This window comes from Pseudoxanthomonas sp. SGNA-20 (assembly GCF_003931635.1).
In the GTDB taxonomy this organism is placed as follows: Bacteria; Pseudomonadota; Gammaproteobacteria; order Xanthomonadales; family Xanthomonadaceae; genus Pseudoxanthomonas.
The window spans coordinates 84,141-108,508 of the sequence record NZ_RRYK01000001.1; the positions used below are offsets into that span (position 1 = coordinate 84,141).

General features: G+C 72.1%; 24 protein-coding genes. 9 read left to right on the forward strand and 15 right to left on the reverse strand.

The genetic code is table 11. From position 1 onward, the window contains the following. Positions 1-5 precede the first annotated feature (5 nt). The 5 genes from ispH to murJ all read right to left on the reverse strand — a co-directional run bounded on the left by ispH (position 6) and on the right by murJ (position 7,033). On the reverse strand, positions 6-956 hold the full coding sequence (ispH, locus tag EIM48_RS00345; RefSeq protein ID WP_125110862.1) for a 4-hydroxy-3-methylbut-2-enyl diphosphate reductase: 951 nt from the start codon (positions 954-956) through the stop codon (positions 6-8). Positions 957-1,011: 55 nt separating this feature from the next. Further along, positions 1,012-1,518, reverse strand: coding sequence for a signal peptidase II (lspA, locus tag EIM48_RS00350; RefSeq protein ID WP_125076628.1), 507 nt, complete (start codon positions 1,516-1,518; stop codon positions 1,012-1,014). Then, on the reverse strand, positions 1,515-4,361 hold the full coding sequence (ileS, locus tag EIM48_RS00355) for an isoleucine--tRNA ligase (RefSeq protein ID WP_125076595.1): 2,847 nt from the start codon (positions 4,359-4,361) through the stop codon (positions 1,515-1,517). Before ileS ends, lspA begins: the two co-directional genes overlap by 4 nt. After that, a complete protein-coding gene (locus EIM48_RS00360; RefSeq protein WP_028915389.1) occupies positions 4,358-5,308 on the reverse strand; it encodes a bifunctional riboflavin kinase/FAD synthetase in 951 nt (316 codons plus the stop codon). Before EIM48_RS00360 ends, ileS begins: the two co-directional genes overlap by 4 nt. A 108-nt stretch (positions 5,309-5,416) precedes the next feature. Then, positions 5,417-7,033 carry a murein biosynthesis integral membrane protein MurJ gene (gene murJ, locus EIM48_RS00365; RefSeq protein WP_019398867.1) on the reverse strand — a complete coding sequence of 539 codons (1,617 nt, stop codon included), beginning with the start codon at positions 7,031-7,033 and terminating at the stop codon, positions 5,417-5,419. Positions 7,034-7,164: 131 nt separating this feature from the next. Here murJ and rpsT point away from each other — a divergent pair, with 131 nt between their 5' ends. Continuing rightward, positions 7,165-7,437: a 30S ribosomal protein S20 gene (gene rpsT / locus EIM48_RS00370; RefSeq protein ID WP_019398868.1), complete on the forward strand. Its 273-nt coding sequence runs from the start codon at positions 7,165-7,167 to the stop codon at positions 7,435-7,437. A 106-nt stretch (positions 7,438-7,543) separates the two neighbouring features. On the opposite strand, the gene cgtA is transcribed toward rpsT, so the two are convergent. The 3 genes from cgtA to rplU all read right to left on the reverse strand — a co-directional run bounded on the left by cgtA (position 7,544) and on the right by rplU (position 9,352). Next, a complete protein-coding gene (gene cgtA, locus EIM48_RS00375; RefSeq protein WP_125110863.1) occupies positions 7,544-8,608 on the reverse strand; it encodes an Obg family GTPase CgtA in 1,065 nt (354 codons plus the stop codon). A 155-nt stretch (positions 8,609-8,763) separates the two neighbouring features. Then, the gene (rpmA, locus tag EIM48_RS00380) at positions 8,764-9,024 is read right to left on the reverse strand and encodes a 50S ribosomal protein L27 (protein WP_019398870.1); all 261 of its coding nucleotides are present in this window, start codon (positions 9,022-9,024) and stop codon (positions 8,764-8,766) included. 19 nt (positions 9,025-9,043) lie between these two features. Continuing rightward, the gene (rplU, locus tag EIM48_RS00385; RefSeq protein ID WP_019398871.1) at positions 9,044-9,352 is read right to left on the reverse strand and encodes a 50S ribosomal protein L21; all 309 of its coding nucleotides are present in this window, start codon (positions 9,350-9,352) and stop codon (positions 9,044-9,046) included. A gap of 217 nt (positions 9,353-9,569) precedes the next feature. On the opposite strand from rplU, the gene uvrA reads away from it, so the two are divergent. Further along, positions 9,570-12,509: an excinuclease ABC subunit UvrA gene (uvrA, locus tag EIM48_RS00390; protein ID WP_125110864.1), complete on the forward strand. Its 2,940-nt coding sequence runs from the start codon at positions 9,570-9,572 to the stop codon at positions 12,507-12,509. Further along, a complete protein-coding gene (locus EIM48_RS00395) occupies positions 12,506-12,928 on the forward strand; it encodes a thioesterase family protein (RefSeq protein WP_019398873.1) in 423 nt (140 codons plus the stop codon). The genes uvrA and EIM48_RS00395 overlap by 4 nt, the downstream gene beginning before the upstream one ends. Positions 12,929-13,006: 78 nt before the next feature. Here EIM48_RS00395 and EIM48_RS00400 read toward each other — a convergent pair whose 3' ends face one another. Both EIM48_RS00400 and EIM48_RS00405 read right to left on the reverse strand, forming a co-directional pair. Next, on the reverse strand, positions 13,007-13,900 hold the full coding sequence (locus EIM48_RS00400) for a universal stress protein (RefSeq protein ID WP_125110865.1): 894 nt from the start codon (positions 13,898-13,900) through the stop codon (positions 13,007-13,009). 65 nt (positions 13,901-13,965) lie between these two features. Further along, a complete protein-coding gene (locus tag EIM48_RS00405; RefSeq protein WP_125110866.1) occupies positions 13,966-14,478 on the reverse strand; it encodes a copper chaperone PCu(A)C in 513 nt (170 codons plus the stop codon). A 44-nt stretch (positions 14,479-14,522) separates the two neighbouring features. Between EIM48_RS00405 and EIM48_RS00410 the strand changes: the two genes are divergently transcribed. Further along, positions 14,523-15,302, forward strand: coding sequence for an enoyl-CoA hydratase/isomerase family protein (locus EIM48_RS00410; RefSeq protein WP_019398876.1), 780 nt, complete (start codon positions 14,523-14,525; stop codon positions 15,300-15,302). Between the two features lie 4 nt (positions 15,303-15,306). Here EIM48_RS00410 and EIM48_RS00415 read toward each other — a convergent pair whose 3' ends face one another. Next, complete coding sequence (locus EIM48_RS00415) at positions 15,307-16,221, reverse strand: LysR family transcriptional regulator (protein WP_084220849.1); 915 nt, start codon at positions 16,219-16,221, stop codon at positions 15,307-15,309. 110 nt (positions 16,222-16,331) lie between these two features. On the opposite strand from EIM48_RS00415, the gene EIM48_RS00420 reads away from it, so the two are divergent. Further along, a complete protein-coding gene (locus EIM48_RS00420) occupies positions 16,332-17,096 on the forward strand; it encodes an SDR family oxidoreductase (RefSeq protein WP_125110867.1) in 765 nt (254 codons plus the stop codon). A 41-nt stretch (positions 17,097-17,137) separates the two neighbouring features. Here the strand turns inward: EIM48_RS00420 and EIM48_RS00425 are convergent, their stop codons facing one another. The 3 genes from EIM48_RS00425 to EIM48_RS00435 all read right to left on the reverse strand — a co-directional run bounded on the left by EIM48_RS00425 (position 17,138) and on the right by EIM48_RS00435 (position 19,597). Beyond that, on the reverse strand, positions 17,138-18,007 hold the full coding sequence (locus tag EIM48_RS00425) for a sulfurtransferase (protein WP_028915383.1): 870 nt from the start codon (positions 18,005-18,007) through the stop codon (positions 17,138-17,140). Beyond that, positions 18,004-18,813, reverse strand: coding sequence for a CoA pyrophosphatase (locus tag EIM48_RS00430; protein WP_125076589.1), 810 nt, complete (start codon positions 18,811-18,813; stop codon positions 18,004-18,006). The genes EIM48_RS00425 and EIM48_RS00430 overlap by 4 nt, the downstream gene beginning before the upstream one ends. Before the next feature lie 82 nt (positions 18,814-18,895). Continuing rightward, the gene (locus EIM48_RS00435; protein ID WP_019398881.1) at positions 18,896-19,597 is read right to left on the reverse strand and encodes an FKBP-type peptidyl-prolyl cis-trans isomerase N-terminal domain-containing protein; all 702 of its coding nucleotides are present in this window, start codon (positions 19,595-19,597) and stop codon (positions 18,896-18,898) included. Positions 19,598-19,766: 169 nt separating this feature from the next. On the opposite strand from EIM48_RS00435, the gene EIM48_RS00440 reads away from it, so the two are divergent. From EIM48_RS00440 to nth, 3 genes are read left to right on the forward strand one after another with little or no spacing between them, the layout of a single operon-like run. After that, the gene (locus EIM48_RS00440) at positions 19,767-20,549 is read left to right on the forward strand and encodes an enoyl-CoA hydratase-related protein (RefSeq protein ID WP_019398882.1); all 783 of its coding nucleotides are present in this window, start codon (positions 19,767-19,769) and stop codon (positions 20,547-20,549) included. 16 nt (positions 20,550-20,565) lie between these two features. After that, positions 20,566-20,919 (forward strand): hypothetical protein, encoded by a 354-nt coding sequence (locus tag EIM48_RS00445; protein WP_125076627.1) that lies wholly within the window; start codon positions 20,566-20,568, stop codon positions 20,917-20,919. Then, positions 20,916-21,713 carry an endonuclease III gene (gene nth / locus EIM48_RS00450; RefSeq protein WP_125076588.1) on the forward strand — a complete coding sequence of 266 codons (798 nt, stop codon included), beginning with the start codon at positions 20,916-20,918 and terminating at the stop codon, positions 21,711-21,713. Before EIM48_RS00445 ends, nth begins: the two co-directional genes overlap by 4 nt. 63 nt (positions 21,714-21,776) lie before the next feature. Here nth and EIM48_RS00455 read toward each other — a convergent pair whose 3' ends face one another. After that, positions 21,777-22,628: a 2OG-Fe(II) oxygenase gene (locus EIM48_RS00455; protein ID WP_162125603.1), complete on the reverse strand. Its 852-nt coding sequence runs from the start codon at positions 22,626-22,628 to the stop codon at positions 21,777-21,779. Between the two features lie 249 nt (positions 22,629-22,877). On the opposite strand from EIM48_RS00455, the gene EIM48_RS00460 reads away from it, so the two are divergent. After that, positions 22,878-24,350 (forward strand): hypothetical protein, encoded by a 1,473-nt coding sequence (locus tag EIM48_RS00460; RefSeq protein ID WP_125076586.1) that lies wholly within the window; start codon positions 22,878-22,880, stop codon positions 24,348-24,350. Positions 24,351-24,368: the final 18 nt, after the last annotated feature.

Genomic DNA, 24,368 nt, shown 5'->3' on the forward strand with positions numbered 1-24,368 from the left:
CGCGCTCAGTCGACCAGGCGCAGGCGCAGTTCCTTCGGCAGGGCGAAGACCATGTTCTCCGGCTCGCCCTCCAGCTCGGTGACGCCGCCGGCGCCCAGCTCGCGCAGGCGCTCGATCACCCCGTCCACCAGCACCTGCGGCGCGGAGGCGCCAGCGGTCAGGCCGACCCGCTGCTTGCCGGCGATCCAGGCCGGATCGATCTCGTGGGCGCCGTCGATCAGGTACGACTCCACGCCCTCGCGCCGGGCCAGCTCGGCCAGGCGGTTGGAGTTGGAGCTGTTGGGCGAGCCGACCACCAGCACCAGGTCGCAGCGGCGCGCCAGTTCGCGCACCGCATCCTGGCGGTTCTGGGTGGCGTAGCAGATGTCGTCGTTCTTCGGCCCCTGGATCGCCGGGAAGCGGCGCTGCAGGGCCTCGATGATGCCCCGGGTATCGTCCACCGAGAGCGTGGTCTGGGTGGTGTAGAACAGGTTCTCCGGCTGGCGCACCTCCAGCCTGGCCACGTCCTCCACGCCTTCCACCAGGTAGATGCTGCCGCCGCCGCACTGGGCTTCCCACTGGCCCATCGTGCCCTCGACCTCCGGGTGGCCGGCGTGGCCGATCAGGACCACGTCGCGCCCGGCGCGGCAGTGGCGCGCCACCTCCAGGTGCACCTTGGTCACCAGCGGGCAGGTGGCGTCGAACACCTTCAGCCCGCGGCGCGCGGCCTCGTTGCGCACGTCCTTGGACACGCCGTGGGCGCTGAAGATCACGGTGTTGCCGTCGGGGACCTCGTCCAGCTCCTCGACGAAAATCGCGCCGCGGGCGCGCAGGTCGTCGACCACGAAGCGGTTGTGCACCACCTCGTGGCGCACGTAGATCGGCGCGCCGAGGGTCTCGATCGCGCGCTTGACGATCTCGATCGCGCGGTCGACGCCGGCGCAGAAGCCGCGGGGGTTGGCGAGGATGACGTCCATGGGCGGGATTATCCGATATCCGGGCCGCGGCGGCCGGCCGCGGCGCTGGCGGGGTTCAGGAAGCCGGCTTGCGGCGGGCGCCGGCCAGGCCGAACAGGGCGATGCCGATCGCGCCGCCGACCACCGCGCAGTCGGCGATGTTGAACGCCGGCCAGTAATAGTCGCGCCAGTGCCACTGGATGAAATCGACCACGTGGCCGTGGACCAGGCGGTCGATCACGTTGCCCAGGGCGCCGCCGATCACCAGCGCGTACGGCAGGGCCTGGCGCCAGTCGCCGCGCGGGGTGCGCCACAGCCACCAGCCCATCAGCCCGCTGATGGCGAAGGCCAACACGCTGAAGAACACGATCTGCCAGCCGCCAGCGTTGGCCAGGAAGCTGAACGCCGCGCCGGTGTTGTAGGTGCGGTACCAGTTCCAGAAGCCCTCGATCACCGGCACGGCGGTGAACTCGGGCAGGCTGGACAGCACCCAGGCCTTGCTCCACTGGTCCAGCACGATCACCGCCGCCGACAGCAGCAGCCACGGCAGCGCGTTCGGGCGCGGGGCGGGACGCGGGCTCAGAACCACCTCCGCGCTTCGCCCGGGCCCTCGATGTTGGACACGCAGCGGCCGCAGGCCTCCGGGTGCCCCGGATGCGTGCCGACGTCGGCGCGGTAGTGCCAGCAGCGCACGCACTTGGGCTTGCTGGTGGGCTGGGCGGTGACGAAGATGCCGTCGGTCTGCGCCGGCACCACGGTCACGTCGCCGCTGATGAACAGGAAGCGCAGTTCCTCGGCCAGCGGCTGCAGGTGGGCCGCGGTCTCGGCGCCGGCGGTCACGGTGATCTCGGCCTCCAGCGCGGCGCCGATCTGGCCGTTGGCGCGCATCGGCTCCAGCACCTTGGCCACCTGCTCGCGCAGCGCCAGCAGGCGCTCGAAGTCGGCCGCGCCCAGCTCCGCGTCCTCCGGCATGGGCGCCAGGCCCTCGTACCAGGTGGCGAACAGCACGTTCTCCTCGCGCTGGCCGTCGCCGGTGTCCTTGGGCAGGTAGCCCCACAGCTCGTCGGCGGTGAAGCTGAGGATCGGCGCGATCCAGCGCACGAAGGCCTCGGCGATGCGGTACATCGCGCTCTGCGCGCTGCGGCGGCCGCGCGAGTCCTCGCCCATCGTGTACAGGCGGTCCTTGGTCACGTCCAGGTACAGCGAGCCCAGGTCCACCGAGCAGAAGTTCAGCAGCGCCTGCACGATGCCGGCGAAGTCGTAGCGCTCGTAGGCGGCCTTGATCTTCTCCTGCACCTCCCAGGCGCGGTGCACGATCCAGCGGTCCAGCGCGACCATGTCGTCCAGCGGGCGCAGGTGCCGCGCCGGCTCGAAGCCATGCAGGTTGGCCAGCAGGAAGCGCGCGGTGTTGCGGATGCGGCGGTAGGCGTCGGCGTTGCGCTTGAGGATCTCCTGCGACAGCGACATCTCGTTGGAGTAGTCGGCCGAGGCGATCCACAGGCGCAGGATGTCCGCGCCCAGGGTCTTCATGATGTCCTGCGGCTCGATGCCGTTGCCCAGCGACTTGGACATCTTGCGGCCGTGCTCGTCCACGGTGAAGCCGTGGGTCAGGCACTGCCGGTACGGCGCGGCCTTGTCGATCGCCACGCCGGTCAGCAGCGAGGACTGGAACCAGCCGCGGTGCTGGTCCGAGCCTTCCAGGTACAGGTCGGCCGGCTTGCCCAGGCCGCGCTCCAGCAGGACCGCCTCGTGGGTCACGCCGGAGTCGAACCAGACGTCGAGGATGTCGGTGATCTTCTCGTACTGGCCGGCTTCGTCGCCCAGCAGCTCGACCGGGTCCAGCGAATACCACACGTCGATGCCGCCCTGCTCCACCCGGTCGGCCACCTGGCGCATCAGCTCGCTGCTGCGCGGGTGCGGCTCGCCGGTCTCGCGGTGCACGAACAGCGCGATCGGCACGCCCCAGGTGCGCTGGCGCGAGATGGTCCAGTCCGGGCGGCCCTCGACCATGGCGGAGATGCGGGCCTTGCCCCACTCCGGGTACCACTTGACCGTGTCGATCGCGGCCAGGGCATCGGCACGCAGGTTGGACTGGTCCATCGAGATGAACCACTGCGGCGTGGCGCGGAACGCGATCGGGGTCTTGTGGCGCCAGCAGTGCGGATAGCTGTGCTCGAGCCTGCTCGCGGCCAGCAGCACGCCGGCCTCGCGCAGCACCTCGACGATGACGTCGTTGGCCTTCCAGATGTGCTGGCCGGCCAGCTCCACGCCGCGCGCGGCCGGGGTCGACGGCAGGTACACGCCGCGGCCGTCGACCGGATTGAGCTGGGCCGCCGTGTACTTCTCGATCAGGCCGTAGGCCTTGCCGACCACGTAGTCGTCCTGGCCGTGCCCGGGCGCGGTGTGGACCGCGCCGGTACCGTCCTCGGCCGACACGTGGCTGCCGAGGATCACCGGGATGTCGCGCTCGGCGTAGAACGGATGCGCCAGCAGCTGGTGCTCCAGCGCGGAACCGGCGGCGCGACCATGCACGGTCACGCCGGCCACGCCGTAGCGCTGCAGCGCGCGCTCGGCCAGCGCGTCGGCCAGCACCAGCCAGCGGCGGCGGCCATCCTGTGCCGGGCCTTCGACCAGGGCGTACTCCAGGTCCGGACCCAGCGACACCGCCAGCGAGGCCGGCAGGGTCCACGGGGTGGTGGTCCAGATCGGCACCGCGACCTCGACGCCTTCCGGCAGCTCGACGCCGAAGGCGCGCGCCACCGCCTGCGGGTCGCGCGCCAGGTAGGCCACGTCGATCGCCGGGGAGACCTTGTCCTGGTACTCGATCTCGGCCTCGGCCAGGGCCGAGCCGCAGTCGAAGCACCAGTGCACCGGCTTCACGCCGCGGGTCAGGTGGCCGTTGTCGACGATCCTGGCCAGGGCCCGGATCTCGTTGGCTTCGAAGCGGAAGTCCAGGCTGCGGTACGGGTTGTCCCAGTCGCCGATCACGCCCAGACGCTTGAAGTCCTTGCGCTGGATCTCGATCTGCGACTGCGCGTATTCGCGGCACTTCTGCCGGAACTCGGTCGCGTCGAGCTTGACCCCGACCTTGCCGTACTTCTTCTCGATCGCGATCTCGATCGGCAGGCCGTGGCAGTCCCAGCCCGGCACGTACGGCGCGTCGAAGCCGGCCAGGTGGCGCGACTTGACGATGATGTCCTTGAGGATCTTGTTGACCGCATGCCCGAGGTGGATCGCGCCGTTGGCATACGGCGGGCCGTCGTGCAGGACGAACAGCGGGCGGCCCTTGGCATGGGCGCGCAGCTTCTCGTAGAGGCGCTCGGACTCCCAGCGCGCGAGGATCTCGGGCTCGCGCCGCGGCAGGTCGCCGCGCATGGGGAAGTCGGTGGCGGGCAGGTGTAGGGTGGCTTTGTAGTCCTGGCTCACGCCGTGGCTCGCAGTCGTTCGGATTCGGAAAGGATGGCGCGCGCCTGCTCGGCATCGCGCTGCATCTGCGCGGTCAGGGCCGGCAGGTCGGGGAATTTCTCCTCGTCGCGCAACTTGGCGACGAACTCGACCTCGATGTGGCACCCGTAGAGGTCGCCGGCGAAGTCGAACAGGTGGGCTTCCAGCAGCGGCTCCACGCCCTCGACCGTGGGCCGGGTACCGAAGCTGGACACCGACGGCCACGGCTGCGCGGCCACGCCGTGCACCCAGGTCGCGTAGATGCCGGACAGCGCCGGCGCCTTGGGGAACCGCAGGTTCGCGGTCGGGAAACCGAGGGTGCGGCCGAGCTGGCGGCCGCGCACCACGCGCCCGCCGATCGCGTAGGGCCGGCCCAGCAAGGAATGCACGCGGGCGAAGTCGCCGGCGACCAGGGCCTCGCGGATGCGGGTGCTGGAGACGCGCTCGCCCTGGGCCTGCACCGGCTCGATCTCGCCGGCGTGGAAGCCCAGTTCCGCGCCCATGGCCTGCAGCAGGGCCAGGTCGCCGCCGCGGCGGTGGCCGAAGCGGAAGTCGGGGCCGATCCACACCTCGCGCGCGCCCAGCCGGCCGGCCAGCACGCGGCGCACGAAGTCCTCGGCCGGCATCGCCGCCAGCGCGGCGTTGAAGCGCAACAGGCCCAGGTGGTCCAGGCCCTGGTCCAGCAGCAGGCGGATGCGGTCGCGCGGCAGGGTCAGGCGCGGCGGCGGGCTGCCGCGGCCGAAGAACTCGCGCGGCAGCGGTTCGAAGCTCAGCGCGACCGCCGCCACGTCCAGCGCGCGTGCGCGCGCCACGGCATGCCGCACCAGCGCCCGATGGCCGAGGTGGAGGCCGTCGAAGGCGCCGATGCAGACCACGCTGCCGCGCGGGCACAGCGACCCGCCATCGACGTCACGGAACAGCCTGCTCATCTGCTTGGGTATGACCTGGGACGCCCCGCGGCGCCAGCCGGCGCCGGCCCGGGGCCGAGCCTGCAAGTATAGCGGCCGGCGCGGGACAAAGGCCCGCGCCGGTCCGCCTCAGCCGCGCAACTCGCGCGGGCGCAGGCCCAGGGCCAGCAGCAGCGCGCCATAGGCCGCCGCGCCGGCGCCGACCATCACCGCCAGCCGCCACGCGCGCTCCCACCAGGCCCAGGCCGACCAGTCCGGCCACAGCCAGCCCAGTCCCAGCACCACCACGGCCAGGGCCAGCGCACCGGCGCCGACCTGCAGCAGCAGGCGGCCCCAGCCGGGCTGGCGCCGGTAGACCCCGGCGCGGCGCAGCATCCAGGCCAGCTGCAGGGCATTGGTCCAGCCGGCCACCGCCACCGCCAGCGCCAGCAGCGCATGGGCGCCGCGCACCGTGCCCAGGGCCGCCACCGCGCTGCCGCCGGCGGCGGCCAGCGCCTGGCGGCCGGTGTCGGTGGCGTACAGCAGGAGGGCGAAGAACAGCAGGGTGCTGGCGACGTTGACCAGCACCGCGAACACCGCCGCGCGCACCGGCGAGCGGGTGTCCTGGCGCGAGTAGAACGCCGGGGCCAGCACCTTCACCAGCAGGAAGGCCGGCACCGCCAGCGATTGCGCGACCAGGCTCAGCGCGCTCATGCGCGCGTCTTCCGCGCCGAACTCGCCGTACTGGAACAGGGTGGCCACCAGCGGCCGGGCGCACAGCACCAGGCCCAGGGTGGCCGGCACGCCGATCAGCACGCACAGGCGGAAGCCCCAGTCCAGGCCGCGCGAGAACCCGTCCGGGTCGGCGCTGGCGTGGCGCGAGGACAGGTGCGGCAGGATCACGGTGCCGATCGCCACCCCGAACATGCCCAGCGGGAACTCCAGCAGGCGGTCGCTGTAGTACAGCCAGGTCATGCTGCCGCCGACCAGCAGCGAGGCCAGCTGGGTATTGATCAGCAGGTTGAACTGCACCACCGAGGAACCGAACAGGGTCGGCACCATCAGCGTCATCACCCGGCGCACGCCGGCATGGGCCAGGTCCAGGCGCGGCCGCGGCAGCAGCCCCAGCTGCGCCAGCGCCGGCAGGTGGAAGGCCAGCTGCAGGATGCCGGCCACCAGCACGCCCCAGGCCAGCACCTTCACCGAACCACCCAGCCAGTGCCCGCCGACCACCGCGGCGGCGATCAGCGCCAGGTTCAGCAGCACCGGCGACAGGGCCGGCACGCCGAAGCGCTGCCAGGTGTTGAGGATGCCGCCGGCCAGCGAGGCCAGGGAGATGAACAGCGCGTACGGGAAGGTGATGCGCAGCATCTCCACGAACAGCGCGTAGGTCTCCGGCTCCTCGACGAATCCCGGGACCAGCAGCCGCCCCACCCAGGGCGCGAACAGCAGGACCGCGGCCACCAGCACCAGCAGGGCGGCCAGCAGGGCACCGGTCACGCGGTCGACCAGGGCACGGACCGCGTCGGCGCCGTACTTCTCCTTGTACTCGGCCAGCACCGGCACGAAGGCCATCGAAAACGAGCCCTCGGCCGAGAGCCGGCGCATGAAATTGGGGATGCGGAACGCGGCGATGAACGCGTCCATTGCCGGGCTGGCGCCGAACACGATGGCGTAGACCTGGTCGCGCACCAGGCCCGACACCCGGGAAACGAAGGTCAGGGAGCTGAACAGTGACGCGGAACGCAACAGGCGGGAGCCGCTCATCGACCGGCCTCCGGGCCGTCTACGGCGGGCCGACCACAACGGTTGACCCAAGCCCTTGAATAAACCATAATTTCGCGTTCGCTGTACTCCACCATACCGTTTTCGTACCCGTTTTTCAGGAATCCACCGCCGTGGCCAACATCAAGTCCGCCAAGAAGCGCGCCAAGCAGACGGTCGTGCGCAACGCGCGCAACACCGCCCAGCGCTCGCAGCTCCGCACCGCCGTCAAGAAGGTCCTCAAGGCCCTGGACGCCAACGACGCCGCCGGCGCCGAGGCCGCCTTCGCCATCGCCCAGCCGCTGCTGGACCGCTTCAGCGCCCGCGGCCTGATCCACAAGAACAAGGCCGCCCGTCACAAGAGCCGCTTGACCGCGCGTATCAAGGCCATCAAGGCCGCCGCCTGATCCCTGGCGGAGGGCGGGCCGCGCAGCGCGCGCCGGCCCTTCCGCGCCAGCCAGGCATACGAAAAACCCGGCTTCGGCCGGGTTTTTCGTTGCGCGGAATCCAGACTCAGGCCGATGCATCTTCATCGGCCTCGGCTTCAGCGTGGCGCTGCCGGTCCAGGAAACCCATCACCTGCTGCATGATCGGCCAGGTGCCCTCGCGGCCCAGGGCCGAGACCAGGAACCAGGGCTGGGTCCAGCCCAGCTCGGCGACGATGGCCTCCGCACGTTCGCGGGCCTCGTCCTCGAACATCAGGTCGGCCTTGTTCAGCACCAGCCAGCGCGGCTTGGCCAGCAGCCCGGGATCGTGCCGCTCCAGTTCGCGCTCGATCGCGCGCACCTGCTCCACCGGTGACATGACCTCCACGCCCTCGTAGCCGTCCATCGGCGCGATGTCGACCAGGTGCAGCAGCAGGCGGGTGCGCTGCAGGTGGCGCAGGAACTGCGCGCCGAGGCCGGCGCCGTCGGCGGCGCCCTCGATCAGGCCCGGGATGTCGGCGATCACGAAGCTGCGGTGCGGCTCGACGCTGACCACGCCCAGGTTCGGATAGAGGGTGGTGAACGGATAATCCGCCACCTTCGGGGTGGCGGCGGAGACCGCGCGCACGAAGGTGCTCTTGCCGGCATTGGGGAAGCCCAGCAGGCCGACGTCGGCCAGCAGCTTCAGCTCCAGCTTCAGCGTGCGCTGCTCGCCCGGCTCGCCCGGGGTCGCCTGGCGCGGGGCGCGGTTGGTCGAGCTCTTGAAGTGCATGTTGCCCAGGCCGCCCTTGCCGCCGCGGGCCACCAGCAGGCGCTGGCCGTGCGCGGTCAGGTCGCCGATGACCTCGTCGGTCTCGACGTTGGTCACCACGGTGCCGACCGGGACGGTGATGAACAGGTCCTCGCCGCCCTTGCCGTACATCTGCCGGCCCATGCCGTTCTGCCCGCGCTGGGCGCGGAAGCGGCGCTCGTGGCGGAAGTCGACCAGGGTGTTGAGGTTCTCGTCGGCGACCAGCCAGACGCTGCCGCCATCGCCGCCGTCGCCGCCGTCCGGACCGCCCAGCGGGATGAACTTCTCGCGGCGGAAGCCGACGCATCCGTTGCCGCCATTGCCGGCGATCACCTCGATTTCAGCTTCGTCGACCAGTTTCATGGGGCAGCAGGACTCGGGAGGGGGAATGCGACGGGGCACAGTCTAGCCGGCCCGGCCCGGCGCGGACGGCGCGGGCCGCGGGCGCCCCAGAAACGGAAAGCCCCGCCTAAGCGGGGCCTGCCGTGCGGTCCGGCCGCGCCAGGCGCGGCCAGCAATCAGGCTTCAGCGACGACGCTGACGGTGCGGCGCTTGGCCGGACCCTTGGTCGTGAACTGGACCTTGCCGTCGACCAGCGCGAACAGCGTGTGGTCGCGGCCCAGGCCGACGCCGGCGCCCGGGTGGAACTGGGTGCCGCGCTGGCGGACGATGATGTTGCCGGCTTCGACGGCCTGGCCGCCGAACACCTTCACGCCCAGGTACTTCGGATTGGAATCGCGGCCGTTGCGCGAGGAGCCTACGCCCTTTTTGTGTGCCATGACGGGATCTCCCTACTGATTAGCCGGCGATGCCGGTGATTTCGATTTCGGTGTAGTGCTGGCGGTGGCCCTGCCGCTTCATGTGGTGCTTGCGGCGGCGGAACTTGATGATCTTGACCTTGTCGGCGCGGCCGTGGCCGACGACCTTCGCGGTCACGCTCGCGCCCTTGAGGGCGTCACCGACCTTGATCCCGTCGCTGTCGCCCAGCAGCAGGATGTTGTCGAACTTGATCTCGGAGCCAGCCTCGGCCTCGAGCTTCTCGACGCGGAGCTTCTCGCCCTGCGCCACGCGGTACTGCTTACCGCCGGTTACCAGAACTGCGTACATGACCAGGCATTCCTCTGTTGTTATTGTGGTCAACCCTGCCCGCGGATGGGCGGACAGAAGCGGAATTGTAGGGGTCCGGCCAGGCCCGGGTCAAGCCACCCCCATGGACCTGAACGGCGGCCCCGGCCCGCCGCCGGGCGGGTTGCGGGCGCGGCCCGTTGCCCCCAAATCGGGCGTTCCCTTACGCTGGCGCATTGCCTCCGCAGAGCCCCCACTGATGGATGCCATCAAGATCCGCGGCGCGCGGACCCACAACCTCAAGAACATCGACGTCGACCTGCCGCGCGACAAGCTGATCGTGATCACCGGCCTGTCCGGGTCCGGCAAGTCGTCGCTGGCGTTCGACACCATCTACGCCGAGGGCCAGCGGCGCTACGTGGAGTCGCTCTCGGCCTACGCCCGGCAGTTCCTCAGCGTGATGGAGAAGCCGGACGTCGACCACATCGAGGGCCTGTCCCCGGCCATCTCGATCGAGCAGAAGTCGACCTCGCACAACCCGCGCTCGACCGTCGGCACCATCACCGAGATCTACGACTACCTGCGCCTGCTGTACGCGCGGGTGGGCATCCCGCGCTGCCCGGACCACGGCTACCCGCTGGAGGCCCAGACCGTGGGCCAGATGGTCGACCAGGTGCTGGCCCTGGACCCGGAGCAGCGCTGGATGCTGCTGGCCCCGGTGGTGCGCGAGCGCAAGGGCGAGCACGTGCAGGTATTCGAGCAGCTGCGCGCCCAGGGCTTCGTCCGGGTGCGGGTCGACGGCACCCTGCACGAGATCGACGCGGTGCCGGCCCTGGCCCTGCGCCAGAAGCACACCATCGAGGCGGTGATCGACCGCTTCCGCCCGCGCGAGGACATCAAGCAGCGCCTGGCCGAGTCGTTCGAGACCGCGCTCAAGCTGGGCGACGGCATGGCCATGGTCATGTCGCTGGACAACCCGGACGCGCCGCCGCAGCTGTTCTCGTCCAAGTACTCCTGCCCGGTGTGCGACTACTCGCTGCCGGACCTGGAGCCGCGCCTGTTCTCATTCAACGCGCCGATGGGCGCCTGCCCATCCTGCGACGGCCTGGGCATGGCCGAGTTCTTCGACCCGGCACGGGTGGTCGCGCACCCGGAGCTGTCGCTGGCCGCCGGCGCGGTGCGCGGCTGGGACCGCCGCAACGCCTACTACTTCCAGCTGATCAACTCGCTGGCCAGGCACTACCGCTTCGACCCGGACACCCCGTGGAACCAGCTGCCCGAGCACGTGCAGCAGGCGATCCTGTACGGCAGCGGCGACGAGGTGATCACCTTCACCTACCTCACCGAGGCCGGCGGCCGCACCCAGCGCAAGCACCGCTTCGAGGGCATCATCAACAACCTCGAGCGCCGCTACCGCGAGACCGAGTCGGCGGCGGTGCAGGAGGAGCTGGGCAAGTACATCTCCGAGCGCGCCTGTCCCGAGTGCGGCGGCGCCCGGCTCAACCGGGCCGCGCGCAACGTGTTCGTCGCCGACCGCGCCCTGCCCGAGCTGGTGGTGATGCCGATCGACGAGGCCCTGGCCTTCTTCCGCGACCTGAAGCTGCCGGGCTGGCGCGGCGAGATCGCGGCCAAGATCGTCAAGGAGATCAACGAGCGGCTGGGCTTCCTGGTCGACGTCGGCCTGGACTACCTGACCCTGGAGCGCAAGGCAGACACCCTGTCCGGCGGCGAGGCCCAGCGCATCCGCCTGGCCAGCCAGATCGGCGCCGGCCTGGTGGGCGTGATGTACGTGCTCGACGAGCCCTCCATCGGCCTGCACCAGCGCGACAACGAGCGCCTGCTGGGCACCCTCACCCGCCTGCGCGACCTGGGCAACACGGTGATCGTGGTCGAGCACGACGAGGATGCGATCCGCGCCGCCGACCACGTGCTGGACATCGGCCCCGGCGCCGGCGTGCACGGCGGCGAGGTGGTCGGCCAGGGCACCTTGGAGGACCTGGTGCGCTCGCCGCGCTCGCTGACCGGCCAGTACCTGTCCGGAAAGCGCAGGATCGAGGTGCCGGCCAGGCGCCACAAGCCGAACCCGAAGATGACCCTGCGCCTGTACGGCGCCAGCGGCAACAACCTCAAGGACGTCGACCTGGAGATCCCGGCCGGGCTGTTCACCTGCGTCACCGGCGTGTCCGGCTCGGGCAAGTCGACCCTGATCAACGACACCCTGTTCGCGCTGGCGGCCAACGAGATCAACGGCGCCTCGCACCCGGTGGCGCCGTACCGCGAGGTCGAGGGCCTGGACCTGTTCGACAAGATCGTCGACATCGACCAGTCCCCGATCGGCCGCACCCCGCGCTCCAACCCGGCCACCTACACCGGCCTGTTCACCCCGCTGCGCGAGCTGTTCGCGCAGGTGCCGGAGGCGCGCGCGCGCGGCTACTCGCCGGGCCGCTTCAGCTTCAACGTGCGCGGCGGCCGCTGCGAGGCCTGCCAGGGCGACGGCCTGATCAAGGTCGAGATGCACTTCCTGCCGGACGTGTACGTGCCCTGCGACGTGTGCGGCGGCAAGCGCTACAACCGCGAGACCCTGGACATCCTGTACAAGGGCCACAGCATCCACGACGTGCTGGAGATGACGGTCGAGGACGCGCTGCGGCTGTTCGAGAACGTCCCGCCCATCGCCCGCAAGCTGGAGACCCTGGTCGACGTGGGCCTGAGCTACGTCAAGCTCGGCCAGAGCGCGACCACCCTGTCCGGCGGCGAGGCGCAGCGCGTGAAGCTGTCCAAGGAGCTGTCGCGGCGCGATACCGGCCGCACCCTGTACATCCTCGACGAGCCGACCACCGGCCTGCACTTCCACGACATCGAGCACCTGCTGGGCGTGCTGCACCGGCTGCGCGACGAGGGCAACACCGTAGTGGTGATCGAGCACAACCTGGACGTGATCAAGACCGCCGACTGGGTCGTGGACCTCGGCCCGGAAGGCGGACACCGCGGCGGCCAGATCATCGCCACCGGCACGCCGGAGGAGATCGCCGCCAACCCGGCCTCGCACACCGGCCGCTTCCTGGCCAAGCTGCTGCCGGAAACGAAGACGCCGCGCGGCAGCAAGCCCGCCGCCGTGGCGAAGGATCCGGTGCTGCCGCCGCGCAAGAGCGCGGCGAAGAAGGCCCCGGCAAGGAAAACCAAGAGCAGGACCGCATGACCGCAACCTCCCCCACCCCGCAGCCGCGCCTGCTGGCGCGCGTGCCGATCAGCGTGCGCTGGCGCGACATGGACGCCATGGGCCACGTCAACAACGCCAAGTACGTGTCCTACCTGGAAGAAGCGCGCGTGCGCTGGATGCAGGGCGTGCCGGGCGTGTCCATGAGCGACCGCATCGCCCCGGTCGTGGCCGCCACCAACGTCAACTACCGCGCGCCGATCGTGTGGCCCAACGACATCGTCGTGGAGCTGTTCGTCGAGCGCCTGGGCAACAGCAGCGTCACCATCGGCCACCGCATCCTCGACCAGAAGGACGAGCGCATCCTGTACTCGGACGGCAACGTGGTGGTGGTCTGGATGGACACCCAGACCGGCCGCAGCGCGCCGCTGCCGGACGCGATCCGCGCCGCCGCGGCCTGACCGCCTGTCCGGCGCCGGCCGGGCGCCGGCTCCGCCTTCGTTTTCTGGGAACGCCGCGCCTGCCGGGCGCGGCGGGCCTCAGCGCGCGCCCGGGTCGCGCACCACCAGCATGTCCACCGGCGAGGTCTCGAGCAGGCGCTGGGCCACGCTGCCCAGCAGCACGTCGGCCATCGCGCTGCGCCCGCGCGAGGCGACCACCGCCAGGTCGACCGGGAACTGCGCGGCGTACAGCCGCAGCAGCAGGGACGGGTCGCCGCGCTCGGCCACCAGGCTGACCGCGCTGGCGCCGCCGGGCGGCTCGCACGCGGCGATGAAGGCCCGGCCCTCGGCTTCGGCGCGGCTGCGCGCGGCGGCCCGCAGTTGGTCGCGGGCGGCGTCGGCCAGCCCGGCCAGCGGCGCCTCGTAGCCGTGCAGCACGCTGACCGCGGCATCCGGGAACAGCGCCGCCGCGGTGCGGAACGCATGCGCCGAGGCCGCCGACCAGTCGCTGGCCACGGCCATGCGCCGGTACGGCCCGTGCGTGCGCCGGCGCACCACCAGCACCGGCAAGGGCGAGCGCCGCGCCAGCTGGTCCACGGTCGAACCCAGCACCAGCCGGCCCAGCGGCTCCAGCCGGGCGACGCCGGTGACCACCAGGCCGCAGCCTTCCTCGCGCGCCACTTCCAGCAGGCGCTCGGCGACCCGGCCGCCCTGCTCGACCCGCAAGGTAACGTCGACGCCGCGCGCGGCCGCGTCGTCGCGCAGCTGCTTCTCCGCCGCGTGCACCGGGTCGCTGCCGCGGTACCAGTCCGGCGGATCGCGGACCAGCATGGCGTGGGCCTCGACCGCGTTGGCGTCGACCACGTTGGCCACCACCAGGCGCGCGTCCCAGGCCCGGGCCAGCTGCAGCGCGCGGTCCAGCGCGCGGTCGCTGCGCGCGTCCAGGTCGCTGGCCAGCAGGATCGAACGTGGCCAGCCCTTCGATTCGCTCATGCCTCCCCTCCCTTCAGGCCGCGGCTTGGGCCTGGAGCCATGTGGCACGCCCCGCGCGGGGCGGCTCAGTGATGGTGGTGCGCGTGCGGGTCGGCCGCGGCCGGCCCGGGCGCGGCGCGGCGCACGGCCAGCTCCACCGGCACCTCGCGGCCGTCGGCCAGCAGCAGCACCAGCGGCACGCGCTCGCCCTCGGCCAGGGCCTTGCCCGGCTGCATCAGCATCAGGTGCAGGCCGCCCGGCTGCAGCACCGCCTCGTCGTGCGCCGGCAGCGGCAGCCGCTCCAGCTCGCGCATGCGGCTGAGGCCGTCGACCTGGGTGGTCTCGTGCACGCTGACCTCGGCGAACGCCGGGCTGCGTGCGCCGACCACCGCCACCGCCTCGCCGCAGTGGTTGGCGATGCGGCCGAAGCCGGCCAGCATGCGCGGCTGCGGCACCGGCGACAGCCGGATCCAGCCGTCCTCCATCACCACGCAAGCGGCCTTCGCATCGTCCGATGCGGGCGTGGCGGCGCGGTTGGCGGCGGGGAGCGCGGCCAGGGCGGCCGCGATGGCGATCGGGAGCAGTCGTCGGATGTCCATGGCCCCTATCATAGCCGCCCCATACGCATGCCACCGGACCGCCCATGAACGCCTTCGTGCAGACCATCGACCACGGCCGCATCCGCGAACTGCGCCTGGCGCGCCCGCCGGTCAACGCGCTGGATCCGGCGTTGTGCCGGGCGCTGATCGCCGGCCTGGAGACCGCGGTGGCCGAGGACATGGACGCGGTGGTGGTGTCCGGCGCGCCGGGCATGTTCTCCGCCGGCCTGGACGTGCCCTACCTGATGTCGCTGGGCGAGGACCGCCACGCCCTGCAGGCGGCCTGGGGCGCGTTTTTCGGCGCGGCGCGCGCGCTGGCCGGGTTGCGCATCCCGGTGGTGGCGGCGGTCACCGGACATGCACCGGCCGGCGGCTGCGTGCTGTCGCTGTGCTGCGACTACCGGATCATGGCGCGCTCGCCGGATCCAGCCAGACCGTTCGCCATCGGCATGAACGAGACCCAGGTCGGCCTGGCCGTGCCCGATGGCGCGCAGCAGCTGATGCGGCGGGTGGTCGGCCACCACCGCGCCGAGCGCCTGCTGGTCGCCGGGGCCATGGTTCCGGACCAGGAAGCGCTGCGCATCGGCCTGGTCGACGAGCTGGTCGCGGTGGAGGAAGTGGTGCCGCGCGCCCTGGCCTGGCTGGAGCCGCTGCTGCGCCTGCCGCGCGCGCCGATGCTGCAGACCCGCGCCCTGGCCCGCGCCGACCTGGTGCGCGCGCTGGACCCGGACCACCTGCACCTGGACCGCTTCGTCGACGGCTGGTACGAGCCGGACACCCAGGCCGGCCTGCGCGCCCTGCTGGCGAAGCTCGGCAAGGCCTGAGCGCTCAGCCCGGCCACGGCTCCAGGTGCTCGGCCAGCACCTGGGCCAGCCAGTCCATCACCTCGCGCACCCGGCGCGGCATGTGCCGCTGCAGCGGATACAGAAGGCTGACCGGCATCGGCGCGGCCGGCAGCTGCGGCAGCACCTCGACCAGGCGGCCGTCGGCCAGCGCCTCGCGCACGCCGAAGCGCGGCAGCTGGATCAGGCCCAGCCCGGCCAGGGCCGCGCCGACATAGGCCTCGCCGTTGTCCACGATGACCGCACCCGGCAGCTCCAGGCTGGCATGGCCGCCGCCGGGCAGCGGGTACTCGAACCCCTCCGGCTTCTGGCCGAAGGCCACCGCGAACTGCACCAGGCGGTGGGAGGCCAGGTCCTCCAGCGTGCGCGGCATGCCGTGGCGCTCCAGGTAGGCCGGACTGGCGCAGGTGACCACCGGCGCCAGGCCCAGGCGCCGCGCGACCAGGCTCGGATCGACGACGTCACCGGTACGCACCACGCAGTCATAGCCCTCGCGCACCACGTCGACCCGGCGCTCGCCGGCGCCCAGCTCGATCTGCAGCCCCGGGTGCGCCTCCAGGAACGCCCCCAGCCGCGGCAGCACCAGCTGCCGGGCCATGCCGCCGGACATGCCGATCCGCACCCGGCCGCTGAGCTGCTGCGGCTCGCGCCGGAACATGCTTTGCAGCTCCTCGGCCTCGCCGAGGAAGTCGCGGCAGCGCTCCAGGAACAGCGCGCCGTCGCCGGTCAGCTGTACCCGCCGCGTGGTGCGGTGGAACAGCTGGGTGCCCAGCTCCGCCTCCAGCCGGCGCACCGCCGTGGACACGCTGGCCTTGGGCAGGCCCAGGCTGTCGGCGGCGCGGGTGAAGCCGCCAAGTTCGGCGACGCGGAGGAAGATGCGGTAATGCTCGAGTTGGTCCATGGACTGTTCGCCCCAGGCGAACAAAGAAATCGGTTGAGCCGAGTTTATCAGCCAATCTGGCACCAATAGCCTGTGCGTGTCCCATTCCTCCCCACGCACGGAGCCTCGCCATGGATACCCCCGCCTCCCCCGTCACCCTGATCACCGGCGGCAGCCGCGGCCTCGGCCGCAACGCCGCCATCCACCTGGCCCGCGCCGGCCACGACCTGATCCTCACCTACCGCAGCAAGGCCGCCGAGGCCGAAGCCGTCGCCGCCGAGCTGCAGGCGCTCGGGCGCCGGGTCGCGGTGCTGCCGCTGGACGTGGCCGACAGCGGCAGCTTCGCGGCCTTCGCCGGACACGTGCGCGAGGTGCTGGCCGGCTGGGGCCGGCAGCGGTTCGAGCACCTGGTCAACAACGCCGGCACAGGCCTGCACGTGCCCTTCGCCGAGACCACCGAGGCGCAGCTGGACGAGATGTACCGGATCCACTTCAAGGGCCCGTACCTGCTGACCCAGGCCCTGCTGCCGCTGCTTGCCGACGGCGGCCGCATCCTCAACATCTCCAGCGGCCTGGCCCGCTTCAGCATGCCCGGCACTTCGGCCTACGGCTCGATGAAGGGCGCGGTGGAGGTGCTGACCCGCTACCTGGCACGCGAACTTGGCGAGCGCCGGATCAGCGTCAACACCCTGGCCCCGGGCGCGATCGAGACCGACTTCGGCGGCGGCCGCCTGCGCGACGACCGCCAGCTCAATGCCTGGGTCGCCTCGCAGACCCCGCTGGGACGCGTCGGCCAGCCGGACGACATCGGCGGCGCGGTGGCCGCGCTGCTGGGCCCGGGCACGGCCTGGATCAACGGCCAGCGCATCGAGGCCTCCGGCGGCATGCTGCTCTGAGCCCGGATGCCGGCCTGGCGGGCTGCGGCCCGCCGGGTGGCCTACTGGGCGCTGCGCGCCACCGGGCGCGAGGGATCGGCGATCCAGCCGCTCCAGGACCCGGCGTAGACCCGCGCGCCGGACAGCCCGGCGTGCTCCATCGCCAGCAGCAAGTGGCAGGCGGTGACGCCGGAGCCGCACATCAGCACCGCATCCGGCGGCGCCCAGCCATGCAGCAGCGGCTCCAGCTCGGCGCGCAGTTCCTGCGCGGGGCGGAAGCGGCCATCGCGCAGGTTCAGGGTGAAGGGACGGTTGACCGCGCCGGGCACGTGGCCGGCGACCGGATCGATCGGTTCGACCTCGCCGCGGAAGCGCTCGGCACCGCGCGCGTCCAGCAGCCAGCCGGCCGGCTCGCCCAACCGCTGCAGCACGTCCGCCGCGGTGGCGATGCGGGCCTGGTCGTAACCGGGCGAGGGATACGGCGGCAGCGGCGCCGGCGCTCCGGCGCCATCGCCGGATTCGGGCAGGCCGGCAGCGCGCCAGGCGGCCAGGCCGCCGTCCAGCACCGCCACCCGGGCATGGCCCAGCAGGCGCAGCAGCCACCAGGCGCGTGCCGCGGCCATGCTGCCGTCGCCGGCGTCGTAGACCACCACCTGGTGCTCCGGGCCGATGCCCCAGGCGCCCACGCGCCGGGCGAAATCCTCCGCGCGCGGCAGCGGATGCCGGCCTTCGCCCTGCACGTCGTGGTCGGACAGGTCGCGGTCCAGGTCGGCGTGGCGCGCGCGCGGCAGGTGCGAGGCCGCGAACGCGGCGGCGCCGGCCTGCGGATCGGCCAGCACCGCGCGCGCGTCGAGCAGGCGCAGGCCGGGGTCGTCCAGCCGCGCCGCCAGCGCGGGCACGTCCACCAGGGTGGTCCAGTGCATGCCGCTCATCTCCCCTCCTCCAGGCGTCTCCTCAGGTTGTACAGGATCGCCGCGGTCGCGCCCCAGATGCGCTGTTCCGGCCAGTCGTACTCCAGCACGGTGCGGGTGCGTCCGCGGTAGTCCATGTCGATCCGGCGCAGGCGCGCCGGCTCCATCAGGTAGTCCAGCGGCACCTCGAACACCTGCGCCACCTCGCCAGGCTCCGGGCGCGGCACGAAGTCCGGGTCGACCGCCGCCACCACCGGGGTGATGCGGAAGCCGCTGATGGTCAGCAGCGGGTCCAGGTAGCCCAGCGGCGCGACCTGGCACACCGGCAACGCGATTTCCTCGTGGCTCTCGCGCAGCGCCGCCGCCAGCACGCCGCGGTCCGCCGGCTCCACCCTTCCGCCGGGGAAGCTGACCTGGCCGCCATGGTGGCGCAGGCCGTCGGTGCGCAGGGTCAGCAGCACCCGCGTGCCCTCCACGCGCGGGACCAGGCCGACCAGCACCGCGGCCTCGGCCGGGGCATGCGGGCCGAGCAGGTCGGCCAGTTCGTCGCGGTTCCAGCCCGGCTCGCGCGGCGGCTGGCGCAACGGGTGCAGCACCCGCTGCAGGCCGTCCCGCTCGCGCAGGCGCTGCACGAAGACCTGGCGTTGCCGCTGGCGCTGCTGCAAGACCTCCTCCATCAGGCGCCGGCGCTGGCCCTCGTCCATCCGGCTCCAGGCACCGATTTCCTCGCCGCTGCGCAGGCAACCTTCGCACAGACCGTCACGGTCCAGGCGGCACAGCCCGATGCACGGGCTGGAAACGGTAGCCAGGTCTGGGGAAACGCTCACGTCACGGGATCCTGCAGGGCCGGAAACGACTGCGCCGGCACGAAGCCGGCGCAGCAACACGGACGGCGGTGGCCGCCGCGTATTACTTGACCGACACCAGCTTGATCTCGAACACCACCGCCACGTTCGGCGGGAAGCCGGTGCGCGGGTCGGCGCCGTAGGCCTTGTCCGGCGGCAGGGCGACTTCCCACTTGGAGCCGGCCGGCATCTGCAGCAGGACCTCGCGCATGGCCGCCATCTCGACCTCGCTGACCTTGATCGACGGGATCTGCTGTGCCGGGCGCGCCTGCTCCGGGCGCTGGCCGTAGGGGTACGGACCGGCAACCTCCAGCTGCACGGTGCTGGCCTGGGTCGGCTTGGCACCGTTGCCGGCCTCGACCACCTTGTAGGCCACGCCGCTGGGCAGGGTCTTCACGCCCGCCTGGCCCTTGTAGCTGGCGATGAACTGGTCGGAGCGGGTCTTGTTCTCCGCGGCGGCCTTGTCGTACTGGGCCTTGGCCTCCTGCATGCGGGCCTGCTCGCGCTTCTGGAAGGCTTCCAGGGCCGGGCGCAGCTGCTCGGCGGTGATCGCCGGCTCCTTCTTGGCCAGGGCGTCCTGCAGGCCCTTGACCACCGAATTGACGTCGAGCTGCTCGCCGCGGGCCTGCAGTTCGGCAAGGTTGTTGCCGTAGTCATAGCCGAAGTAGTAGCTCAGCTTGCCCTTCTCGGACGTGGTGTCCTGGGCGAGGGCACTGCCGGCCACGGCCATGGCGGCAAGGGCGACAGCGATCGGACGCAACTTCATCAAGTTCTTCTCCGGAAGGGGGACGGTCGGCCCCGGGTGTTCGACGCGCTAGGATAGCCGCCGCTTGGTTGCCCGCGCCAGAGCGCGCGGGACAGGCCTGTGACCGTGGCGGACCCGCGAAGTTCCGCCGCTTCCTTCACATTCCCGAACCGTACCGACAAGGAGCCCCATGGCGTCCAGTCCCGTCACCGTCCGCGACGCCGATGGCGTCCGCACCATCACCATCGACCGTCCCGAGCGGCTCAACGCCCTGGACCGGCAGACCCTGGAGGCGCTGGACGCGGCCTTTGCCGCGGCGTCGGCCGATACCGCCGTGCGCGTGGTGGTACTCACCGGCGCCGGCCCCAAGGCCTTCGTGGCCGGCGCCGACATCGCCGAGATGAACCAGCTCGGCCCGATCGAGGCACGCGAGTTCTCCCTGCTGGGCCAGCGCCTGATGCGCCGGATCGAGCGCATGCCCAAGCCGGTGATCGCCGCGGTCAACGGCTACGCCCTGGGCGGCGGCCTGGAACTGGCCATGGCCTGCCACCTGCGCATCGCCGCCGACAGCGCGCGCCTGGGCCAGCCGGAAATCAACCTGGGCCTGGTCCCGGGCTTCGGCGGCACCCAGCGCCTGCTGCGCCTGTGCGGCCGCGCCGCGGCGCTGGAGCTGTGCCTGCTCGGCAAGCCCATCGATGCCGCCCGCGCCCTTCAGCTGGGCCTGGTGAACCGTGTGGTCCCGGCCGCGGAACTCGAGTCCGAGGTCGCCACCCTCGCCGGCAGCCTGGCCACGGCCGCGCCGCTGGCGCTGCGCGCGGTCCTGGACGCGGTGGTGGTCGGCGGCGAGTGCGCGATCGAGGAAGGCCTGCAGTTCGAGACCGCGCAGTTCGCCCTGCTGTTCGCCACCGAGGACATGCGCGAGGGCACCTCCGCCTTCCTCGGCAAGCGCACCCCGCAGTTCCGCAACCGCTGACCGGGCGATGGCGACGATGCAGGACCCGGCCCGCCAGGCGCAGCGCGCGCGCCTGCTCGCGCTGCTGGCCGATGGCGACCTCGACGCCGCGCTGCAGGCCGGGCTGATGGACTACCCCGCCTCGCCCGCCGCAGCGGAGGACGCGCCGCTGCTTGCGGCGCAACAGCGCCTGCGCACGGCCTGGGCCGCGCGCGAGCGGCACCGCGCGCGCGCCGCGCGGCTGGAGCGGATTGCCGCCGAGCGCGAGGCCCGGCGCCGCGCCGCGGCCGTTCCGGCCGACGCGCCCGCGTCCAACCCGGCCCTGCCGCCCGCGGCGGCGGCGGCCCTGGCCCGCGCGCGGGCGCGCGCGGCGGCGGGGCGCAAGCCATGAGCAAGGTGGTACGCAAGCGCGCCTCGGGTCCCGGCGCCGCCGTCCCGGGACCGGCCGCCCGGCCCGCGGCCGCGAACAAAGCCGGCACGGCCGCGAAGGCGCGCGAGGCCGCGGCCAAGCCGCGCATCCGCGCCCGCGCCGGGCGGTTGGCGCCGGCGGAAGTACGCGAGCTGTTCTCGCGCCTGCGCGAGCTCAACCCGCATCCGACCACCGAGCTGGAATACAGCACGCCGTTCGAGCTGCTGGTGGCGGTGGCGCTGTCGGCGCAGGCCACCGACGTGGGCGTGAACAAGGCCACCCGCCGCCTGTTCCCGGTGGCCAACACGCCGCAGCGGATCGTCGAGCTCGGCGAGGAAGGGCTGAAGCGCTACATCTCCACCATCGGCCTGTTCAACGCCAAGGCCAGGAACGTGGTGGCCGCCAGCCGCATCCTGCTGGAGAAACACGGCGGCCAGGTGCCGCGCGACCGCGCGGCGCTGGAGGCGCTGCCCGGGGTGGGCCGCAAGACCGCCAACGTGGTGCTGAACACCGCCTTCGGCGAGCCGACCATCGCGGTGGACACCCACATCTTCCGGGTCGCCAACCGCACCGGGCTGGCACCGGGCAAGGACGTGCGCGAGGTGGAGGAAGGCCTGCTGCGGGTGGTGCCGCCGGAATTCCTGCAGGACGCGCACCACTGGCTGATCCTGCACGGTCGCTACACCTGCAAGGCGCGCCGGCCGGAATGCCCGCGCTGCCCGATCCGCGACCTGTGCAGGTACGAGCACAAGACCCTCGCCCTGCCCGGGGATTGAACGCGCCGGGCCCGCCCGCACCCGGGGGCCGGTCGGAGGCGGCGACGGCCGGCTGCGGCGCGCTCAGTCGTGCCGCCGCTCCCGCAGCCACTTGGTCGCGATCCACTTCTCCCCTTCGACCACGGGCGCGCCGGCATGCAGCGTGCGCGTCATCGGGTGCGCGCGGTCGTAGCTGAAGAACACCGCGTTCCCCTTCACCGCCGCCACCTCCAGCCGGGCGTCGGGGAATGAGGTGGCGCCGCCGCGGCGCGGCGTGTTGAGGTACATCACCAGCGTGGCCACGCGCTGGCCGCCGCGACGCAGCAACACCTCGCCGCCCGGCTCGGCCGGGTCGAAGTAGTCGTAATGCGGGCGATACTCCGCGCCCGGCGGGTAGTGCAACACCTGCAATCCCTCGCCGTTCTCCAGCGGCCAGTCCAGCAGCCGCGCGATGCGCGCCTCGATGCGCCGGCACAGCGCGTTCTCCCCGCGGGTGAAGAAGGTGCCGCGGCTGGTGCGGTCGGCGTGCACCTGGTCGCCGCCGGTGCGCATGTCCACCGTGGTCGAGCGGCGCAGCCCGGGCCGCGAAAGCTCGACCAGCGCGTCGCACTCCTCGTCCGACAGCAGCCCGCCGAACACCACCACGCGCGGCAGCATCAGGCTCATCAGCACGTGCACCTCGCGGTCGCCGGCGTCGAGCACCGAGGGGCCGTTGATGCCGATCGGCACCGGCACCGGGCAGGGCAGCGGCAGCCCGGCTTCCTGCGACCTGCGCTCGAGGAAGCGGGCGACCGCCTCCTGCACCGCGTCCACCGCGTCCTGTTCGTCCCAGCCCGCCTCGCGCAGCGGGCGCAGCACGTCTTCCGGGTCGGCGCCGGCCACCGCCTGCCGCACCACCCACTGCTCGAGTTCGTCGGGAAGCTGCCTGCGATCCATGCACGCCATTGTGCCGCAGCCGCGCGCGGATGCAGCAGGCCGCGCGCGTCGCATGAACAACATACGGCTGCAACAAAGCTGCTGAAACATGGCGTGCACGGCGACGCGATCGCCGACGGCCGCCCATTGCCCGCAGCGGATGCGCGCGACGCGGGCGGTAACCGCTTTGTCACGCAAGTTTCCTATACAGCCTTCTTAACGCTTTTTTGCTCGCCCGGACCACCCGTCCAACGACCGGAGATAGAGGAAATGCCTGTCCGCAACAACACCAAGACCCTGCTGATGACTTTCGGCGCCGCACTGGCCCTGAGCGCCTGCGGCGGCGGCGCCGACAGCGTCGTTTCCCCGGGCGAAGGCGCCTTCCCGCCGGCTCCGCCGCCGACCACGCCGCCGCCGACCACCCCGCCGCCGACCTCGCCGCCGCCGGCCGCCGGCCCGGCCGAGAACTGCCCGACGGGCTTCGCCAACGTCGGCACCGTCGCCGGCGGCACGCTGCGCGCCTGCCAGCTGCCCAACCGCATCGTCGGCAACCTGGTCATCGAGAAGCTGGACGGCGTGATCTACGCGATCAACGGCCAGGTCAACGTCGGCGACGACGCAGGCGGCAACGCCTCGGCCCCGGTGGCTGGCGCGCAGACCGGCATCCTGACCGTGGAACCCGGCGTGCGCTTCTTCGGCTCGGCCGGCGCCGACTTCCTGGTGGTCAACCGCGGCTCGCAGATCTTCGCCGAGGGCACCGCCAGCGACCCGATCGTGTTCACCTCGCGCGCCAGCGTCGAGGGCGAGACCAACGTGGACTCCATCGGCCAGTGGGGCGGCGTGGTCATCCTGGGCCGCGCGCCGATCAGCGCCTGCCCGGGCGAGACCGTGTCGGGCACGCCGGAGTGCCAGGCGCTCATCGAGGGCGTGAACAACGTCTTCTACGGCGGCAACAACCCGAACGACAACAGCGGCCGCCTGCGCTACGTGCGCGTGCAGCACTCCGGCTATACCATCGCCGCCAACAACGAGCTCAACGGCATCACCTTCGGCGGCGTCGGCCGCGCCACCACCGTCGACCACATCCAGGTGCACAACAGCTCCGACGACGGCATCGAAATCTTCGGCGGCACGGTCAACCTGCGCCACATCGTGCTGACCGGCAACGACGACGACAGCCTGGACACCGACACCGGCTGGGACGGCGGCGCGCAGTTCGGCATCGTGGTGCAGCGCGCCAACGGCGGCGACCGCATGAACGAGTGGAGCGCCATCCGCCGCGAGCCCTACTCCAAGCCCAGGATCGCCAACTTCACCTACGTCGGTCGCGCCGGCGGCGGCGTGGCGATCGAGCTGAACCAGGGCACCCAGGCCAGCTTCTACAACACCGTGGTGACCCGCCCGGCCGGCGGCAGCGGCAACGGCGCCACCTGCCTGAACATCGCCGACGCCAACACCACCGGCACCTTCCACTCGGTGTTCTTCTCCTGCCCGACCGCCTTCTCCGGCGCCACGGCGGAGGCCGCGTTCAACGCCGGCACCAACAACGTCGCCAACGGCACCTCGACCCTGGCCTCGACCTTCGTCAACGGCGCCAACGAGTCGGCGGTGACCCCGTACGCCAACCTGAGCGGGGTCCATTCCTTCTTCCAGAACGTGGACTACATCGGCGGCGTGAAGAACTCGGCCGACACCTGGTGGCAGGGCTGGACCTGCGGCCTGACGGCGGACAAGCCCTGCTGACGCAGGCCTCCGCCGCGC